This is a genomic window from Nitrososphaerota archaeon (assembly GCA_027887005.1).
GTDB lineage: Archaea > Thermoproteota > Nitrososphaeria > Nitrososphaerales > Gagatemarchaeaceae > UBA183.
In genome coordinates, this window is the sequence record JAPCJI010000012.1 from 15190 (window position 1) to 33660 (window position 18471).

Annotated in this window: 22 protein-coding genes and 1 tRNA gene; 10 read left to right on the top strand and 13 right to left on the bottom strand. The window is 57.3% G+C overall.

Features of this window, described 5'->3' with window-relative positions; all coding sequences use genetic code 11:
* Positions 1 to 4: 4 nt before the first annotated feature.
* Positions 5 to 1462, top strand: coding sequence for a hypothetical protein (locus OK438_07675; protein ID MDA4125304.1), 1458 nt, complete (start codon positions 5 to 7; stop codon positions 1460 to 1462).
* 28 nt (positions 1463 to 1490) lie between these two features.
* Here OK438_07675 and OK438_07680 read toward each other — a convergent pair whose 3' ends face one another.
* Complete coding sequence (locus tag OK438_07680) at positions 1491 to 2201, bottom strand: hypothetical protein (protein ID MDA4125305.1); 711 nt, start codon at positions 2199 to 2201, stop codon at positions 1491 to 1493.
* A 90-nt stretch (positions 2202 to 2291) separates the two neighbouring features.
* Between OK438_07680 and OK438_07685 the strand changes: the two genes are divergently transcribed.
* From OK438_07685 to asnA, 4 genes are all read left to right on the top strand, one after another.
* A complete protein-coding gene (locus OK438_07685) occupies positions 2292 to 3071 on the top strand; it encodes a methyltransferase domain-containing protein (protein ID MDA4125306.1) in 780 nt (259 codons plus the stop codon).
* The gene (locus tag OK438_07690) at positions 3068 to 3535 is read left to right on the top strand and encodes a chromate resistance protein (GenBank protein ID MDA4125307.1); all 468 of its coding nucleotides are present in this window, start codon (positions 3068 to 3070) and stop codon (positions 3533 to 3535) included. Before OK438_07685 ends, OK438_07690 begins: the two co-directional genes overlap by 4 nt.
* Positions 3536 to 3563: 28 nt before the next feature.
* Positions 3564 to 4733, top strand: a complete 1170-nt coding sequence (locus tag OK438_07695; protein ID MDA4125308.1) for an MFS transporter — start codon at positions 3564 to 3566, stop codon at positions 4731 to 4733.
* Positions 4734 to 4809: 76 nt separating this feature from the next.
* Complete coding sequence (gene asnA / locus OK438_07700) at positions 4810 to 5937, top strand: aspartate--ammonia ligase (GenBank protein MDA4125309.1); 1128 nt, start codon at positions 4810 to 4812, stop codon at positions 5935 to 5937.
* A gap of 15 nt (positions 5938 to 5952) precedes the next feature.
* On the opposite strand, the gene OK438_07705 is transcribed toward asnA, so the two are convergent.
* The 12 genes from OK438_07705 to OK438_07760 form a co-directional block, all read right to left on the bottom strand.
* Positions 5953 to 7269 carry an FAD-dependent oxidoreductase gene (locus OK438_07705; protein ID MDA4125310.1) on the bottom strand — a complete coding sequence of 439 codons (1317 nt, stop codon included), beginning with the start codon at positions 7267 to 7269 and terminating at the stop codon, positions 5953 to 5955.
* A 37-nt stretch (positions 7270 to 7306) separates the two neighbouring features.
* Positions 7307 to 7612 carry a translation initiation factor eIF-1A gene (gene eif1A / locus OK438_07710; GenBank protein MDA4125311.1) on the bottom strand — a complete coding sequence of 102 codons (306 nt, stop codon included), beginning with the start codon at positions 7610 to 7612 and terminating at the stop codon, positions 7307 to 7309.
* 56 nt (positions 7613 to 7668) lie between these two features.
* Entirely contained in the window at positions 7669 to 8904 is a 1236-nt protein-coding gene (locus tag OK438_07715) for a DEAD/DEAH box helicase (protein MDA4125312.1), read from the bottom strand.
* Positions 8905 to 9088: 184 nt separating this feature from the next.
* A complete protein-coding gene (locus OK438_07720; GenBank protein ID MDA4125313.1) occupies positions 9089 to 9595 on the bottom strand; it encodes a Rieske (2Fe-2S) protein in 507 nt (168 codons plus the stop codon).
* A 14-nt stretch (positions 9596 to 9609) separates the two neighbouring features.
* Complete coding sequence (locus OK438_07725; GenBank protein MDA4125314.1) at positions 9610 to 10110, bottom strand: hypothetical protein; 501 nt, start codon at positions 10108 to 10110, stop codon at positions 9610 to 9612.
* Positions 10111 to 10330: 220 nt separating this feature from the next.
* Positions 10331 to 10633 carry a hypothetical protein gene (locus OK438_07730; protein MDA4125315.1) on the bottom strand — a complete coding sequence of 101 codons (303 nt, stop codon included), beginning with the start codon at positions 10631 to 10633 and terminating at the stop codon, positions 10331 to 10333.
* 6 nt (positions 10634 to 10639) lie between these two features.
* Positions 10640 to 11230, bottom strand: coding sequence for a winged helix-turn-helix transcriptional regulator (locus OK438_07735; protein ID MDA4125316.1), 591 nt, complete (start codon positions 11228 to 11230; stop codon positions 10640 to 10642).
* Positions 11231 to 11345: 115 nt separating this feature from the next.
* Positions 11346 to 11452 (bottom strand) — tRNA-Asp (locus OK438_07740).
* Positions 11453 to 11513: 61 nt separating this feature from the next.
* The gene (locus OK438_07745; protein MDA4125317.1) at positions 11514 to 11648 is read right to left on the bottom strand and encodes a hypothetical protein; all 135 of its coding nucleotides are present in this window, start codon (positions 11646 to 11648) and stop codon (positions 11514 to 11516) included.
* Positions 11649 to 11652: 4 nt separating this feature from the next.
* A complete protein-coding gene (gene dapA, locus OK438_07750; protein ID MDA4125318.1) occupies positions 11653 to 12564 on the bottom strand; it encodes a 4-hydroxy-tetrahydrodipicolinate synthase in 912 nt (303 codons plus the stop codon).
* 145 nt (positions 12565 to 12709) lie between these two features.
* Entirely contained in the window at positions 12710 to 13594 is an 885-nt protein-coding gene (locus tag OK438_07755) for a hypothetical protein (protein MDA4125319.1), read from the bottom strand.
* Positions 13595 to 13675: 81 nt separating this feature from the next.
* On the bottom strand, positions 13676 to 14065 hold the full coding sequence (locus OK438_07760; protein ID MDA4125320.1) for a VOC family protein: 390 nt from the start codon (positions 14063 to 14065) through the stop codon (positions 13676 to 13678).
* A 111-nt stretch (positions 14066 to 14176) separates the two neighbouring features.
* Between OK438_07760 and OK438_07765 the strand changes: the two genes are divergently transcribed.
* The 5 genes from OK438_07765 (at position 14177) to OK438_07785 (ending at position 17986) form a co-directional block, all read left to right on the top strand.
* A complete protein-coding gene (locus tag OK438_07765) occupies positions 14177 to 14314 on the top strand; it encodes a hypothetical protein (protein ID MDA4125321.1) in 138 nt (45 codons plus the stop codon).
* An 84-nt stretch (positions 14315 to 14398) separates the two neighbouring features.
* A complete protein-coding gene (locus OK438_07770; GenBank protein MDA4125322.1) occupies positions 14399 to 14956 on the top strand; it encodes a winged helix-turn-helix domain-containing protein in 558 nt (185 codons plus the stop codon).
* Positions 14949 to 16340: a hypothetical protein gene (locus OK438_07775; GenBank protein MDA4125323.1), complete on the top strand. Its 1392-nt coding sequence runs from the start codon at positions 14949 to 14951 to the stop codon at positions 16338 to 16340. Before OK438_07770 ends, OK438_07775 begins: the two co-directional genes overlap by 8 nt.
* A 28-nt stretch (positions 16341 to 16368) precedes the next feature.
* Positions 16369 to 17349 carry an NAD(P)-dependent alcohol dehydrogenase gene (locus OK438_07780; protein MDA4125324.1) on the top strand — a complete coding sequence of 327 codons (981 nt, stop codon included), beginning with the start codon at positions 16369 to 16371 and terminating at the stop codon, positions 17347 to 17349.
* A gap of 133 nt (positions 17350 to 17482) precedes the next feature.
* Positions 17483 to 17986 (top strand): pyridoxamine 5'-phosphate oxidase family protein, encoded by a 504-nt coding sequence (locus OK438_07785; GenBank protein MDA4125325.1) that lies wholly within the window; start codon positions 17483 to 17485, stop codon positions 17984 to 17986.
* The last annotated feature ends 485 nt before the right edge of the window (positions 17987 to 18471 follow it).

An 18471-nucleotide genomic window follows, 5' to 3' on the forward strand; every position in this document is an offset into this window, starting at 1 on the left:
TGACGTGGAGACGAGGAAAGCAGTCCTGGTGGCTGCGGTTGTCGTACTCATCGCCTTTTCGGGTTTCCTGGTCTACCAGGACCTCTCCGGACAGGGGTGCCATGCTCCGATGAGCACGACCCCTTCGAAGTACCAGGCTGGAAAGGTCCAGTTCGGTGCGGTGACCGAGTACTGCCTCGCGGGCCCCGAGAGATGGGCGAACGGGATAGCAGCTTCACCGGATGGATCCGTTTGGTTCGGCGAGCAGGCCGTTCCAGGGATCGCGCAGCTCTTCCCCAACGGAACGGTCGATGAACATGCTTTCCCGAACTCCAACGGTACAGCAGGTCCAATCACCGACTACAAGAGCGGCATCTGGGGAGTCGCCCTTTGGCGTGGGATGGTCTGGGCGGGGGACGACGCGGCCAATTCGATCGTTGGATACAGCCCTTCCAACGGGACCTTCAGGGTTCTCCCGATCCCTCACAAGGGGTACATCCCTTACACTCTGACGCCGGGACCGGACGGGGCCCTCTGGTTCACCGCCCTTCTTCAAAACGGGACCCTTGGAAGGATCTCTCCGAGTCTGTCTCTCACGATGTATCCCGTATTTAAGAATCAGACGCAGATTCCGGTGGACATCCAGTTCGTGAACGCTAGCCTCGGGTACTACGTCGCGCTCGACCCGTTCCATGGAGCGGAGAGCGGACTCTACGCCTTCGACCCAGGAAACGTGTCCGGAGGAGTGACCCCACGGCAGGTGAAGGGTGGTCTCGGCCTCACCTATGCGAACAGCCTCTCGATATCCTCCGGTGGTATCTGGGTCGCCCAACACCTCGCATCCAACATAGTCGGATACGACCTGAAATCGCAGGGCTGGACAGTCTACCCGACCTCAACCCTGAGCTTCACGAACACCGCGCTTCCCTATTTCGTCCGTTCCAGCGGGTCCACCGTTTGGTTCAACGAGCACTACGCCAACCGTATTGGAGCCCTTAGCCCGGCCTCTGGGACTCTTACCGAATACAGCGAGGCCGACCCTCCTATCAACGACAAGAGCAAGCTGCAGAACGACCTCACGATTGCGTACTCTTCGTCTGGTTTGTGGTTCACATCTACCACCGGGAATTACATAGGTCTGATAGACGGGAGCTACGCCCCCGGGTTTTCCTTGTCTGCCTCGGGGGACAATTCTTTGACCCTGTCGGTCGGGGGAACTGCTTCCGCCCACCTGCGTTTGACCGGCTCCTGGTCCAGTGGGCTCAAAGTCTCTGTATCAGATTCGGAGAACTTCACCTCCTATCCGACCTTCATCTCGGTTCAACCTGACAAGACTCTGGTCCCCGCCGGGACAGGCCCCGTTCCCCTGGACGTGACCCTCTCCGCCAGGAACGGTCTGCTTCCTGGCCGATACACGGTCGGAGTGACCGTAACCGACGGGCTGCTGTATCAGACGGCGTACCTGTTTGTTACGATCGAGTAGCGCCGCACCTCAGAGCCGAAACGCGCGGTCAGTTCAGGGTCCTGAGAAGGACAAGCGAGAGTGCGACCGCGACCACGCTGAGCACAATGCCCTTCAGGATAGATTCGAACTTCTTCGCATAGGGGGAGCCTCCTGCGACGACAGTCCTCTTGGCTTCCTTGTAGGGCCTTGACGCGCTGATTTCCACGTATGCAGTCGCAAAGCCGAAGATGCCAGCCGCAAGTCCGATCGGTGCGAAGGAATCTGTCTGCAATACATACCCGGCCACCACTGGAAGGAACCCCCAACTGAAGGAGAACCACAGGTCGGTATGGAAGCGCCCCTTGAAGAGCTCTAGGTTGTAGGCGAGGAGGAGGAAGATCTCGAGGACGCCGACGAGGAGGAGAAAGGGGGCGAAGGCGAGCGCAAGGTACAGGCCAACCCCAGCTGCAAGCAGGAGAGAACCGAAGCCAAGAGCAAAGAGCTGGTTTCTCGTCAGGAACGCACCCCAGGGCCTGTTCGGGGCGGTGGCATCAAGCGCATGGGCGGATATCCCCACGGCAAGGAGGTAGACCAGCGCCAGGAGCCCTGCCCGGTAGAGATTGGTGGATGGCGCTGCGAAGCACCCTATCACCGTGTAGCTCGCGTTCATCAGAGTGTATGGAACAAAGGTCATTCCCACAAGAAGCCTGAATCGTCTCGGACCCCACTTCGGGGTGTACCACTCGTTCTCCCTCGTTCCTTGAGCGGGCTCCTCCAAGAAATTACTCGTAGCCAGGATGACTTTTGACCGTTTCGATTGCGCATAGCTCTGCCAAAGGATAAGTCAAGGGGGGGCGGCCTGTTCGATGTGCCTCCCGACGATGCCCCACCAACCCAGGAGCTGAAGGACACGGCGCTCCAGATCTTCGACGGGCTGGCAGACTCCTATGAGCGGGCCCTCGACTTTGCGACGCTTTACCAGGACCGGTACTGGAAGTCCTGGGTGGCCGAGGAGTCAGAGTTGGGTGGGTCCAAGCTCGTCCTGGATGTGGGATGCGGCACCCTTCTCCTCGAGGAGAGGCTTAGGGCCTCTGGGAGCACGGTCGTGGGAATCGACCTTACAAGACGGATGATCCGGATAGGCCAAGGCAAGGGGCTCTCAAATGTTCCACTTCTCGTCAATGGGGACGCTGAGGCTCTCCCGTTCAAGGCCTCCTCCTTCGACACGGTGGTATCGTGCTACGTTGCCAAGTACGTGGACCTTGAAAGATTCACGGGGGAGCTGGCCAGGGTCGCCAAGCCAAGGGCCCGAATCGTCGTTTACGACTTCGTCCGTCCTCGGGGTCTCTTCTTCCCTTTCCTGGCCCTCTACATCTACGGCGCGATGAGGATTGCGGGGTCGTTGCTTGGGTTGACGAAGCGCAAGGAGGCATTCACTTTCAAGAACCTGCCGAGGATAGTTGCCGGGGCCACATGGGACATGGACTTCGCGGCGATGCTGGAGAAGAAGGACGTCAGGTCTGGGTTTATGCGGCGGCTGTCGGGGGGAGTGGTGGCAGGATACGTTGGGACCAAAGGGGAGGGCCCTGATGTGCTCGCGGGAGGCCTTAGATATGGTCGAATCCCTATTCGGAAGCGATTCGCGTGAAGTGGGTGACCCGGGAGAAGGCCAAGGTGGACAGAATTGCATGCCCGTGGCTCATCAAGAGGTTCGTCGACCCTGCCGCCGAATTCCTGTTCGTCCCTGCCGAAACGGTGAAGGATGTCGCGAAGAGGGAGGGGGCAATCCCCTTTGACGCGGCTGGGGTCGAGCTGACCCATTACTGGGAAGGAGACAGGGAGTACGTCAGCTTTGATGCGATAATTAGGAAGTATGGCCTGAGCGACCCAGCCCTGCTCGAACTCGCGAGGATTGTCCGAGGCGCCGATGCAAAAATCTCCGACCCTCCCCCAGAATCTGCGGGGCTGGAGGCGGCTGCCCTCGGTTTCAGACAGATATCCCGAGACGACTTCGAGAACATGAGGCTGCAGTTCCCCGCCTACGACGCCCTTTACGAGTACTGCGCTCAGAAATTGAAGGGCACAGCGAAACTAGACTACACCCGGAAATAGGGCGCGTGGGGAGGAAAGGTTGGACTTGATGTCCGGGCCGCGCAGTGTCTACCTAGCGAAAGGATCGAGAGTCTTCGTCTCCGGCCTGATGAGTGTCATGATCCCAGTCTATCTCAATTCGATGGGCTATGGACCGTTCTTCATCGGGGTGGCCCTTGCAGCGATTCTTGCCGGGAATGCCGCCTCGAACATTGTCCTGTCGTACCTCGTCCAGCGCACGGGATCGAGGAAGCTACTGCAGGCGTTCAGTCTCCTCATGCTCGGGTCGGGACTCCTTTTGGCGGCGAGCACCCAACCAATCCCTATCCTCCTGGCCTGCTTCCTGGGGAACGTTAGCACGACCGGAACCGAAGCGGGCCCGTTCCAATCTGTCGAGGCAGGGGTACTTCCTGAATTGGTCGCAGAGGGGAGCGCTGTGAAGGCCTTCGGTCGGTACAACTTGATTGGCTACACGGCATCGGCGTTCGGTACGTCCGCGCTCTCGGTGCCCGGGTATCTTGGCAGCAGTTTGCCTGTATTCAGGACGCTCTTCATCGGGTTCGGAGTCGTGGGGCTCCTCCTTTTCACCATCTATACTCGTTTGAGATTTCCGACGAGGAAATACATTCACGAATCCGGCCCGAGTCCTCTGGGCCCAGAGGCACGAAGGGACGTCACAAGATTGTCAGGCCTTTTCTCCGTTGACGCCTTCGGCGGAAGCTTCGTGTCTCAGTACCTTCTCTCGTACTGGTTCACGGTTGTCTATGGCGTCCCCGTTTCGGGACTGGCTGCGATCTTCCTCTTCTCCAATCTGATCTCGGGCGCATCAACCTACGGCGCGGCTGTCGTCGCAGAACGGCTAGGGAACCTCAGGACGATGGTCTACACCCACATCCCCTCGAGCATCCTTCTGATTCTCATACCGTTCGCGGGCACTCTGACCGCGGCTGTGGTGCTTCTTTTCCTGAGGCAGAGTCTGTCGCAGATGGACGTCCCGACCCGACAGGCGTTGATGACCGAGATGTTCAAGGAAAGCGAAAGGGTCCCCGCCTACGCCATTACCAACACAGTTCGGAGCGTGGGCGCATTTGCGGCTGGGCCTGTGAGCGCGGGCCTTCTCGTGCTGGGGTTGCCGTCGGCGCTCCTATACCTGGGTGGGGCTACGAAGATCGGTTATGACCTTTCGACCTATGTAGTCTACAGAAAGAGGTTCCGCTGAAAGCCACCTCGTCAGTTTCCACATCTGGGAACCGTGCTCAGCCTTTAAATCGAATCCCTCTGACTGATTGAAAGACATGACCCAGAGCAAGGGAGACCTCGCCGGACCAGGAATAGGAACCTATGAGGAAGTTGAGAAAGCACTGCCCACTGACTACGGCAGCCTGCTTGACCGCAAGCAGACTCAGAGAGCGGTCTATCTGGCCAAGGGGTACATCGAGCAGAATCTTTGCAAGGAGCTTAACCTGATGATGGTCCAGGTCCCTCTCATCGTCGACGCGGAAAGCGGGATAAACGACATGCTCGACCGGGACGGCTCCCGGACTCCGGTGCAGTTCCACATCTCGAACGACTTCAACAAGCATCCGATCGACGCCCAGGTAGTACAGGCGGCCACGAAGTGGAAGCGGTTCGCGCTGCGCCAGTTCGAGATGGGGATTGGCGAGGGCATCTGCACGGACATGCGAGCTGTGCGGAAGGACTACTTCCTCGACCACGATCATAGCGCCTACGTCGACCAGTGGGATTGGGAGAGGGTGATAACGAACGAGCAGAGGAACCTCATCTTCCTGAAGGAGATTGTGACCAAAATCTGGAAGGTCTTGAAAGGAGCTGAGATTCGTGTGCACGAGGAATTCCCGCAGCTGCGCGCGAAGTATCCGGAGATGGCCGAAAGAATCGAGTTCATGCATGCAGAGGACATCCTGGAGACCTATCCCACCCTCCCCAGAAAGCAGCGCGAGACCGCCCTCCTTCAGCAGCATCCGGCGGTCTTCATCGTCGGCATCGGATGGGTCCTGAAGAACGGGAACCCGCATGAGATGAGGGCGGCCGACTACGACGACTGGGTCACCGAGACGAAGTCAGCCGACGGGAGGACGATGCACGGGCTCAACGGGGACATACTGGTATGGAACCCGGTTACGAAGCGGAGGCATGAGCTGAGCTCCATGGGCATCCGGGTCGATGCGACCTCGCTGAAGAAACAGCTTGAGCTCAGCGGCCAGATGGATTTCATGAAATACGACTACCACAAGGGAATAGCCAGCGGTCAGCTGCCTCTTTCCATCGGCGGAGGCATCGGTCAGTCGCGTACACTGATGCTGATTCTGAAGAAAGCACACCTGGGAGAGATCAGCGTTTCCGTCTGGCCGAAGATCCTGAAGGAAATCGGGGCCAAGAAGAATATTCACGTTCTGGAATAGGTATTCGGGCGGACGTCAGAGCGCGGCCAGGGCCCGGTCGAAGTCCCACCGGCTGTGCGAGCCTGCCGCTTTCGTCCTGAAGCCTTCAAGGCTCCCCTCCTTTCGAAGCTCGGCGACCAGCATCGCAGAGTAGGCCGGGGCCCCGGTGGCACCCGGCGAGTTGTAGTTGACAACGTGCAGTACCCTGCGATCGTGGAACAGGAGTGCCTCAGGCACGAAGCCCCCCTCGCCGATTACCGATCCTCTGATTCCTGATACTCCTCGCGACCTTAGAGCCTCGGGTCGGAGGGCGGGGATGAACTCTTTCACTCGGGAGCACATCGCGCGCTTTGAAAGCGAACTCCTCCATTCCTTGCCAACCATGGCGAGGAAGGTCCTGCTCCTGAGAAGGTTCAGCTTGGGAGCGTTGGGGGCCTCGAGTGCGGTACCGAAGGAAGCGAATCCGGGGCCCTGGTAGGAGTAGGGGCCTGCCACCAGCACCGCGTTCGGACCGATCTGCCTGCGCCCGTCGTATCGGACTACGAAATGGGGGTCAAGGAAGGGGAACTCGGGATACTTCGGGGGGGTGTAGACGTTCCTGCCCACCCTTGAGGCGAACGGCTCGTCGACGAACCAGTACTCGCCGCGGAAGTACATCGCCGAGTACTCCCTGGCGGAGCCGAGCATGTGGGCGATGCGCAGCGCTCCTGCGCCTGCCGCGTTGAGGAGCACCCTGCAGCGGACGAGCCAGGGACCCTTCTTGCTGCGGAGTCCCACCTCCACGCCGCCGTCCTTGTCGCGTCTGGCAGACATGACCTCCTGACCGCCCAAGAAATTGACGCCGTTCGCCGAGGCAAGCCTGAAGACGAGGCGGGTCAGCTGTCCGAAATCAACGGAGACGTCGGCCTTCGAGAAGAGTGCGGCCTTGCAATCCACCTCCGGCTCCAATGCCCTCGCCGACGCCTTGTCGAGAAGTTGGAGCTCGCTTTCAGCGATCCCGTTCTCGTGGCCCCACCTCGAGTACTCTTCGAGCGTCGAGACCTGCGCTTCGTTGACGGCCGCCTCGAGAGTTCCCACCTGATTCCACCAGAGTCCGAACTCCTTGGCAAGGTCGCGCCAGAGCGGGTATGACGCTTCGGATGTCCGAGCGAAGACCCTCTTGGCCCTGGGGTCGAGGTAGAAGGGGCGATGGATGACGCCTGTGTTGCGGGAGCTTGTGTGGGGCGCGATGCCCATGCCCTGGTCTATCAGCAGGATTCTGCAATCGTAGAGGCTGGAAAGCCAATAGGCGAGCGTGACTCCAAGGACGCCGGCACCCACGATGAGGATATCGACTCCCTTCTGGGATCCCATGTCTTCCGGCACCCTGCAGCGCCTCGAATCCAGCGGGTCAGATTGTCTTGAGATATCCGTTCTGCTCTAGCCACTCTGCGTGGGCCCTGATGTAGCGCCAGAGGATGTCCGCCTTCCTGTTGTCGAAGTCCCAGGGAGCAACTAGGACGATGTCCCCCTCTCGAATCCACATCCTCCTCTTCAGCTTGCCCCTGATGCGGCAGTTGCGGGTCTCTCCGTCGGCGCATTTGACTATGACCTGGTCCCCACCCGTCATTTTGATTGCCTTGCCAAGGATCTCGCCCTGTTGAGGCATGACGAGTTCCTTTAGGTTGGCTTCGCTCAGTACTTTCCGCTTACCCATTCGATGTCACCTGGTCGCCTTCGGCGCAGTGGTTCTTGATGCTGGGTTAAAGCCCTTCATCTGTAGTTCTTCCACTTCGACCCGGCTGCCTTGGGACGGTGCTTGAACTTGTCTCCCCCTCTCCTTGGGCCGCGCCGCCACTGGTGCCGGTCCTGCCTTTCCACGATTGGGACGTGCCTTTCGTCGTTGGGCCTGAGAGGCTTGATGGGCGCCTTGGCCATGCTCTGAATCCTAGCGAAGTCGGCGTTCTCGTCGCGGCTTACGAATGTGAATGACTTGCCCAGGTCCCCTGCCCTCGCGGTCCTGCCGACCCTGTGGAGGTAGACAAGCGGGTCTTCGGGGACGTCGTAGTTAATGACACAGCCGACCTGCCTGACGTCTATGCCTCGTGCGGCAACGTCCGTGGCGACCAAGACGTCTGCCCGGGAGGATCGGAACAGGCCCATCGAGTGGTCTCGCTGATTCTGGCTCAGGTCGCCGTGCAGCTGGGCCGCGTTGATGAATCGCCGGTTCAGTTCCTTGGCGAGGCGTATGGTTCCGTACCTAGTCCGGCAGAAGATTACTGTGCTTCCGTGGTTCTCCTTCTTCAACAGAGAAAGGAGAAGGTCCAGCTTCTGGTCCCGCTCGACCCGGGCGTAGAACTGTTCGAGGGTCGCAGCAGAAGGCTCGTCTTCGTCGATGAGAATGTGCTCGGGGTCCTTCATGTACCGCCTTGAAAGTTCAACGATCTTCCTAGGCATCGTAGCCGAGAAGAGGCTGAGCTGCCTGTCGTCGGGAGTGCCTGAGAGAATGTAGTCGACGTCGTCGATGAAGCCCATGTCCAACATCGTGTCGGCCTCGTCGATCACGACGAACCTGACCGCGTCGAGTTTGATCGTTCCGCGCTCGAGATGGTCGATCAGCCTTCCTGGAGTTCCCACGACAACCTGCACTCCGCGTCTAAGGGCGTCCAGCTGAAGGTTCATCGACTGCCCTCCGTAAATCGTAACGCCCCTTATTCCGGTGAACGCTCCGAGTCTCCCGAGTTCCTCGGTGATCTGGACCGCAAGTTCTCGTGTCGGGGCGAGGACCAGCGCCTGGACCCTCCTGTCGTGCGGGTCGACTGCGTGAAGGAGCGGTATGCCGAAGGCGGCCGTCTTCCCGGACCCTGCCTTGGCCTGGGCGACGACGCTGCGGCCAGCCAATAATGGGCCTATTGCCTTCTCTTGAATGGGGAAGGGTTTGCGATAGCCGACCGAGTCGACTCCCTTCTGTATGGCACTGCTTATTTCCAGTTCGCTGAAGCTTTCCAATTTCTTTCTCTTTTCCTACAAAGTCAGAGTCACAGAATCAGTCAGTCCATGCCGCTGAATCGTTGACGCAGAATTGCAGCTGAAATCCGTCGCCTTTTCCCCCGTATATAAGCATCTTGAGCGACTTCGAGTAATTCGTCAGGGCGCACCTTCGACGCGCCTTGACAACCAGCCTTGGATGCATCTAGTTGATTACTGATGCGGTCACGTACAAGTTCCCTCCCAGTAACTGCACCCCATATTCAGGGAGCGGGGCAGGCGCGGGTCCGCCGAGAACGGTCCCGTCGCTGGGGCTGAATGTAGCGCCGTGGCAAGGACAGTATATTGACGAACCGCCGCCATATTGAACGGTACACGGTGCGTGCGTGCAAGTGGAACTGAACGCTCTCCATGTCCCATTGACATTCACGAGAATCGAGTCACCGTATGCGGGGTGAGTGAAGTAAGCAGACGTCCTCCCGTTCAGGGCGCTCGAGGGGCCAATGAGAACGTACCCCGGAGGCGCGGAGGTCTGCTGCTGTGTCTGTGTCCTGGAAGATGACTGGCTGACCGACTGACTTTGGGTGGTAGGCAGTTGGTAGGTCTGGTCTCCAGACCCTGCCCTCGCGAGAAATTCGACGACCGATACGGCTCCAGTCGCCACGAGGGCAGACGTGACCACCATTCCTCGGATGAATTCTCTTCTGTTCATACTCTGCATAACTCCTAAGCGAGCATCTTGCCGACATGGCGCGTTGCAAACACAAAGACCACGCCAGCCGTGACCGCAAGCGCAGCTGTCGCTATCCACACTGGCAGGTTGAAACCGGAGCCGACCGCGTGGACGGTCATCAACGCGATCGCCGCAAGGGTCATCGAGCCGTGGTAGAAGCGGGCTTCCCTGAACCTTTGGAGATAGGCTGTTCCGGTGAGACCCAGGAACAGCGCCGCGGCAACAGCGACGTAGCCAAGAAGTATTGCGTCGTTGATAGGATAAGTAATGAAATAAGCGACGTGGATGATGACGAAGAGGCCACCAAGTAGGGCGACGATGGTGTGACCTTTTCTTATGAGTTTGAGGTTGCTCAGATGGAGGCGACGACTTCTGCTCCGAAGTCTTCTGATGCGGCTCCCCGAATTCAGTGGCCCTCTAAGCAGGCGTTTGCTTATCAGCGGGTTTCTGTTTCTTATGAGGACGACGCTGAAGGCGACTAGGGCCAGAGACAAGTATCCGAATCCGTCTCCAAGGGTTAGTATGAACAATCGACTTTACTCGCGATTTGATGCTCCGAACGTTTCTTGCCGGAGCGCGCATCGTGTAGGCTGAGACTCCGCGTCGAGAGAGATCCGGTTCAGGAAACACATCTTTGGCTTGGATTCATTCTTGGCTTAATCATTATTGTGGTACAATCATCTATCTTATCGCATGCATCTGTCCCTCCCGCGTCTATTTGCTGACTACCAGCGCAAGGAAGAAGAAAAGCAGTATGGCAAGATCCAGAATAATGATGATTACTTGCTCAGTCCCGGACCCGAAGACAAGTGCGAGTTCATCTAGCTCTCTTATCAGGGCCTGGACAGCGAAAAATCCGAAAGCGACTGAGACGAAGAGCAACCTTCTCAGATTCGTCCTTCGGTATGCCATTAGAGAAATTGCCAGAAGCGTGATGGCGAAAAGTGCGACGACTAGGTTTAGCGATTCATACAGCTCGACTTCGTTGATATCTAAGAGGAGGAAGAAAGGTACCACTCGCCATCAGTACTCCTTTCCTTCGTCGCCCGAGAGCGCGAGAACCATGTCCGCAAGCCTACTGGACCATTTCTCCCACGCGCTTGGGTGATAGTTCTCCATGAAGATCAATATCTCAGCCGTGTTGCCCAGGACCTGATAGGCCACAGTCCTGCCCTTTTGTTCCTTTTGCAATATTCCTAACTCTACGAGCCTCTTTATGTGCCAAGAAATCGTGGGCTGGGAGACCTGCAAAATCAGGGCTAGCTCTTCTTGGCTCGTATTCGGGTTTTGTATGACGTTAAGCAAGACTTCTCTCGCGGTCTCCTGTGAGAGGACGCCGAGGAGCTTCTTCTGCGTCTCTCCGAACAGATCGCTCGGGTAGAAGAGCTTGTACAGTCCACGTCTCGAGGAGTTGACCCTACCCTGGTTCTCGAGCTTGTACAGGTGGTACTGGACGTCACCCGTGGCAAGGCCCAGTTCCCGCCCTATCTTCCTGAGGTGTATCCCAGGGTGCGTCTTGATGTAATCGTAAACCTTGCTCTGTGTGGTCTGAGGAGGGGTCGTGCGTTCAGGCCTGTAGGAGCGACCCTCCCCTTCCTCGTCGCCCTGGGCCAACGACTGGCGCCTTGTATCCAAGATAAGCAATGGGAGCAATTTGGGTTGCGGCCATCTTTAAGCCTGTTTTTGTGGAAATCACGACGCTCGGCAAGGAGCCTTGGTCATGGAGAGGCGCCCTGGCCGGGAGTTTCGTCAATAGATTTCGAACCCGGGTCGCCGCCGCTCTGCCTGGCGTTTGCCGTTGACAGGGCAGCATACTGACCTCTATACTACCAGGGCGTCGGTGCACCCCGCTTCTCCTCAGTTATTTAATCTCGAAGGCGTCGACGGCGTTCGGGCCTCAGATCTTCGTGAAGAAGTTCTCCGGGTGGTCGAGGGGCTTCGCGGGGTGCTTGTGGTGGCTTCCGCACCTGCCCAGGTGCCGCCTGTACTTCTTTTCGCTGATCAGCTTGCCGCACTTCGGACAGATGGGCATCGTGTTAACGATCCTGCCAGAGTCTCATTGGAGACAGGTCCCTCATGACCTTTTTCGCTGCGGACACGTCTAGCGGAAGAATTGGAGGTCGCGGCGACCCACAGTCGATTCCCCTCTTGCGAAGGACTTCGTAGTAGGCGGGTATTGGACCTGCCGAGGTCGCATCCTTGATTTTCAATAGGACCCAATGGGCTGCAAGAGCTGCCTGGTAGTCTCCTTCTCGTTGGGCGACCACGAGGGCTTTCATCGCCTCCGGAAAGGCGTTCGCTCCTCCCGAAACAAGACCGGCTGCGCCTATCATCAAAGCGAACAGGGCGTATTCCTCGGTTCCGTTCATTACCGTGAAGCCCTCCGGGACAGATTCGATGATCTCCTGCAGTTGCAGGAAATCCCGGGAGGAATCCTTGATTCCAGAGATTGTGCCTGTCTTGGCCATGGAGGAAACTACTGAAGGCCTGAGGTTGTTCCCTGTGAACTGTGGGATGTTGTAGGCGAACAACGGAATGCCGATTGACCTCGATATGGCTTCGAAGTGCTTGACCGTCGCGTTCTCTCCCGGTTTGTAGTAATATGGGGTCAGGCTTGCCACTGCGTCGGCTCCTATCCTTTCAGCGTGCTTGGCGAGTGCGACCGTCGAAGCAGTGTCGGCGGAGCCCACTTGGACGATGACCGGGACCTTTCCGGATGCTTCCTTGACTACGGTCTCGGCCACCTGTTTCCTTTCATCCACGTTGAGCATGGGCCCCAGTCCTGTAGTGCCACATGGGTAGAGGCCGTCCACTCCTTTGTCAATCTGGAAGCGCACCAGGCGCGCCAGCGCGCGGCCATCGACACCGCCATTCTGGTCGAACGGGGTGAGAAGAGCGGTGACAAGGCCTCCTACCTTCTTCTGTCCTCTCAAAGTGTCTCTGGTCATTGGCCAGGGACTGGAAACTTAGGTGTTTCTGGCGCCAAGCAGTTCTGGGGCGACACCTTCGGCATGGTCACTGACAAGTTCGGTGTCCACTGGATGGTCAACGTCACCGCTCAGCCTCAAGGGTAGTCGACGTCTAGAAAGGACCTTAGACCGCGTATCCTCGGCTCTGGAAGAACTTTCCCGCCGCCATCCGCTCATCCCGCTTGAATCGCTTGAAGTCCCCGCGAATCATTCCAGGCATGTGTTGGGCGAGTAGTTTCTGCGAGACCGTCTGGTAGAATTCCTTGCAGACTGCTATGCCCCTGAGGACTTCGGCATCGTCGGAATAGACTCCATCCTCCTCCATCTCATATCCCATTGCTGCCAGTCTTGCGATAAGATTCGAGAAATTGCTGCCTGGGTCACGGATGGCAGAGATCCTCGCTTCCGAAAGGGTGATCGTTTCTGGTCTTGACTCCCGGATGAATCGGACCACGCTGGACATGGACTGGAGCACCCCAGGCCCGGCCCCCCTGATCTGGGTGTAGCACTCTTTCTGCATCTCCTGGATGTAGTCCACGTCCAGGTCGAGGACCCAAGGTCCGGCCTTGAGGCCGAGTGCAAGGCCCGACAGAGGTCTTGGGGGGCTTTCGTAGAGCTCGATTCCCAGGGTACGCTCCAGGAATTCGGCTACCGAAGCGATGGATTCTCTCTGATCACCCAGTCTAAGCGACGCGGGAAGTCTTGATTCTACGTCCGCGGCATGCCTCGCGAGCATCAGATGAGGTATTGCGATGATGAACCTAGGCTGGAACCTATTCGTCTGCGTCCTTCGTTTCGGAATCCGAGGGCCTTCCGGGATTCTTCGGAAGGCTGTATGTGCACCCGTCCGGGCAGCGATGGACCTGAGCTTCTTGGGGTATAGCTTCTCGTCTCCTCCTAGAGAGACGTCGAGGTGCGAGTCCAGGCTGACAATCGTGTCGACAGGGTGTCCGAGCTTCTTTATTGTAGCTGGGACTTGTGAATGTATGCTGTGGATGATTGCTCGCATCTTCCGTTGCCTCGCTTATTTGCTCGAATGCTGGTATAACGGTTCCGTCGGTCAGAGGACGGAAGGGCGTAGATAGGGTGCTCACAGATCGGTCTTGAACAGCTCAATCCAGATTCCGTTCGGGTCCTCGACATAGGCCCACCTGCTCTTCTCAGTCTTGATGTCGTCCCTCAGCCTGTAGCCAAGCTTCTTGGCCCTTTTCAGCGCCTTGTCAAGGTCCTTCACGCCGAACGCAAGGTGGTCCAGCCCTTCTCCCACGACGTACTTTGTGTTGAACGGACTGTCGGCGTCGTAGTGGTTTAGCTCAATGCCGACCTTCATTTCTTCGGACTCCAGGTAGGCGATGTCTCCCTTTGACACCTCGATTCTGGTATGGCCTTTGTCCTTCATCCCAAGGAACCGCGTGTAGAAGTCTAGGGATTTCCTCATGCTCTTCACCCTGATTCCGACGTAGGTGAACTTGGACTTCAAGGCAGGTCGGAGAGGTCGTCCATCCTAATAAGCGAAGAAGGCACCCGTAGCCATTGAGATGCGGCACCGCTTCTTCTTGGACCTCGCTTCCCAAGTGATTCATGACAGATCTTGACGAAAGAGATCCTTCTCGGAACTACGACCGTCGGAAAGGGTGGAATGACGAAAGTCCCTGAAGAAGTGATGGGAGTGTTGAGCCTGGAGCTGAAGCAGGGCGAAAGATCCAAGCTGCTGTGGACGCCGACCTAAGTAAACACCGATTTATCTTAGACAGAGGAAGAAGTAAAGGTCTATATACCATATCTTCCTGGGGAGTATAGGCCCATTTACTTGGTGGACAAGAGAGACCTGGGGGAAGACCTTCGAGCCGAAATCAAACAACTCAGAGCTCAAATCATGGAAGAAGTCAGGGACGCAGTCAGAGAGGCAAGAGAGCCGGCATCCGAATCGTACCCAGGGTCCATACGAGTTGACCTTGGCAGCCGCGACATACAGGACACCGAGCCATCCTCCGTGGTTGCCAAGGACTTGGTGCGGTTGATTCGTGACAACGTAAGGTCCAGCCTCGTTGAGAAAGGGGAGCGTGCAGTGGACGACCTCGTCTCCGCGATGCCGGAGGGGACTGCCGCTGACGTACTGAAATCACTGGCAAACATCGAAAGGATTCGGATTGTGAAGTTGCTGTACTCTGCAAACAGGACCTTCTCCGAGATGAAGGCGTCGACCAATCTCGAAGCTGCTTCGGTGTCTCACCATCTGAAGAGCCTGCTGCGGATGGGGTTGGTCGCCCATGGAGATGAAGGGGGCTATCAGCTAACCAAGAGGGGAAGATTGCTCGTCAGGACGCTTGCTCTGATGAACGAAGCACTGGGAGGCGAAGTCGTTGATTGAGATAGGAAAGGAAGGGACGCTAAGGCAGGGCACCAGGAGACTTTCAATCCTGCTGGATGTCGTTTCCGGAGTCTTTGTCTTAGCATGGATTGTGAGGGGGATCCTCGGGGTGTCCCAGTACTCGGCGACCCTCCTCTTCGTCGCGTTCGGGTTCGGCCTTCTCAATGAATTGTCCAAGGTTCAGGTCGACAGGGGCGCCATTCGCGCGGCTTCGAGCCTCCTGGGGCGAACAGCCATCTGGACATTCACCACCATAATTGCGATACTGATTCTGGGTTGGGTGGCAGGTCTGCAGTCAGACGCGCTCCCACGGGTATTCAATTCATACCTTCCCAACCTGGCGATTGCAACGGTCTTCTTTGGCCTGGCTTCCATGGTCGTCCGCCAAGCCTCCCCCGACCCTCTGAGGATGAACGGCAAGAGGCTCAGGGCAACGGGGCCGCCGCTACTTCTCAGGCCGACCACCATCATAGAAATGGGAGAGACCAAGCTCTCCGCCAAGGCTGACTCGATCGGACTCCCAATAGGCAAGTCAAAGAAGGCTGTGGGGTGCGTCGTCAACGGAGACGTCAAAGCCGTTTTTGACACTCCGATGGGCACCGTAAGCGCAGTAATAGCCGGACCTGTGACGACCTTCGGTATACCATTCAGGGGTGAGAAGGCGACAGAGGAGGAGACAGTGAAAGTTTCCGGCAAGAGGATTAAGGATCTTATCAGCCAGACTCGCATTGAAACGACCATGGTGGGCGAGGCCGAAATCGAAGTCGACCTGCCGCCCTACGTCCGTCTCGATTCTGACGAGTTTCAAGATTCGATAGACGTCGGGCCGGTGAGCCTGAGGCGAGGGCCTAAGGGAGGCGTAGTCAAGATTGGTCCCATCTCCATCGATGCTGATGAACAGTCAGACAAATGGTTCAGCAGGAGGTACTGGGGCAGGCACGGGAGATTCTCCTCCTGGTGGTCGGTAAAGGGAACGGGGGACTGGAGCTACATCAGCTCGTCTGGCAATGGCGTGAAAGCGAAGTGGAACGGGAGCTCCCTAGAGATGAAGCAGGATTCGATGAAGCTGAAGGTGGGCTCGGACGGTTTCATCTACTCCCCCCACGCACTCGAGACCTACACGCCTCTGCACACGCTAAGGGTGACTCAAGAGAAGGTCACGCTCAACACGAAGAGGTTCACGCTCGACATCCTGGGGGACCGTGTGATGCTGAGGACAGAAGAGGGGTCGAAAAGGACTGATTCAGTCGAACTCTCGAGAGATCTTCGCGCCCTGCTCGCGGACACGGCAAAGAGGCAGGTGAGCGACGTGCTCGAAGGGCAGCCCATAGAGCTCGACGAGATGCTTGGCGGGACAGAAGTGTTGCTGAAGAAATATGCATGAAGCCACACCGGAAAGTCGGTCCGATACGATGAGGGCGGTCGTAGCCCACCGGTACGGCCCTCCCGAAGTGCTGGAGCTTCAGGATGTGGCCAAGCCAATTCTTACAGATGGGCGAGTTCTGGTAAGGGTCAAAGCCGCTTCGGTCAATCCAGTCGATAAGTATTCGATGCGAGGCCCGCTGATAATGCGCGTTTCTGGAGGTGGGTTGCTGAGACCCAAGATCGTCGTACAGGGAGCAGATCTGGCTGGGGTGGTCGAAGAGGTTGGGAGAGGCGTGACACGCTTCAAGCCGGGGGACGAGGTCTTCGGCACGGGCCGGGGGAGCTTCGCACAGTACGCTTCTGCTCGCGAGGACAGGCTTTCGCTCAAACCGGCGAATCTTACGTTCGAGGAGGCTGCCGGCTTCCCCATCGCAGCGATCACCGCCCTGCAGGCGTTGCGAGACAAAGGACGGGTTCGACCGGGACAGAGGGTCCTGATCATCGGCGCATCAGGAGGAGTTGGAACATACGCTGTACAGATTGCGAAGTCCTTCGGGGCAGAGGTCACGGGAGTTTGCAGCGCCGGGAAGATGGAACTGGCCCGTTCCCTAGGCGCGGATAGGGTCATCGACTATTCGATGGATGATTTCGTGAGCGAAGGCCTACGATACGACCTTGTGGTGGACGTAGTAGGGACGCTGCCGCTGTCGGACCGCCACCGAATTCTTGCTTCAGGAGGGACACTCGTTCTTGTCGGGGCTGACACGAAGCGTGGGTTTGCGAGGGTGCTCCTCCGGATGGCCAAAGCAAAGGTGCTGTCCGCGCTGTTCGGACAAAAGATCTTTTTCTTGGCGGCGAAGATAGACGGAGAAGACCTAGAAGCTCTGAAAGTTTTGGCTGAAGCCGGCAAAGTCAATACCGTTGTTGACAGGAGTTTTCCATTGGGTAACGCGTCTGACGCAATGCGGTACTTGGAAGAGGGTCACGCCCGAGGTAAGGTGGTCATAGAGGTGTCAGGTCAAGCGTGAATCGAGTAGCAAGATCACGACCCCGATTCAAAGGGGAGCGGTTCGAAGGTTTGTATGATTCAACTAATCTCATGGACTTCGTCCAACGCTCATGGCTTGCTTGAAGTAGGCGGATATGCGAGAGGCCTGGAGGATGAAGACTTTCGAAGGTGAAAAAGGGATTGGGATTTCGGAACGCGAAGCTAGGAAGTTTCTGACCCAAAGCAAGTCAACGCTTCTCCTTGGGACGACCAACGCCGACGGAACCCCCATGATACACCCAGTCTGGTACTATTTCGACACGGCCAAGACCAAGCTGTACTTCTACACAGAACCAGCCTTGAAAAAGGCCACCAATGTAAGGAGGAGAAGTCGGATCTATTTTGATGTGGATAGCGACAAGTGGCCCTACAAGGGTGTGAAGGGGAAGGGGACCGCCAGAATCATAACTGCCAAAAGAGAGGCCCTCTCTCACGGTGAGAAGATTCTCGCAAAGTACGTTAAGAAAGGCCAACCCTTTGTCAAATCGGTGTTGGAGCAGGTCAAGAAAGGCGGCTATGTTGTATTCGAAATAACCCCAGTCTACTTTACCTCGTGGGATTACGCGAAATTGGAGCCACAGACTGGTAGAAGTCTTCGGGAAGCAATCATTTCCTGAACCGACAACGTGGAAGTTGTTTTTCGCGGGCCCGACGGGGCTCCTACCCGTACGGGTCCGAGCCCATCAGTCCTTCCTAACTGAGTTCCGCTAGACTTGGGCATACAACATCATCACCCGTGTTCGCGATATAAACACCAATCTTCCACTTCGCTGGGATGCCTGGGTTCGAATCCTAGCCGGGCTATTCATCTCTCAGCACGATTTAGCGCATTTCGAAGCTCACCACTCAAACAAGCAGGTTGGTGTAGCAGGCATCAACCTTTCATGCTCACTTCTTCCTCGGACTTCTTTAGGAGCCTGAGACGGGGACCGAATGCTTTACAGGAGTCCCTTACGGGATTCCCCTTGACGATTAGTTGGACTCAGAGAAACTGGAGAAACTTCGACAGGCCGTAGTTAAGACGGGGTTTCCGCTCGAGCTCGATGTAGACGATGCCCTCACTTCCTTGGGGTTCTCCACCGTTCTCAACCGCCCCTACATC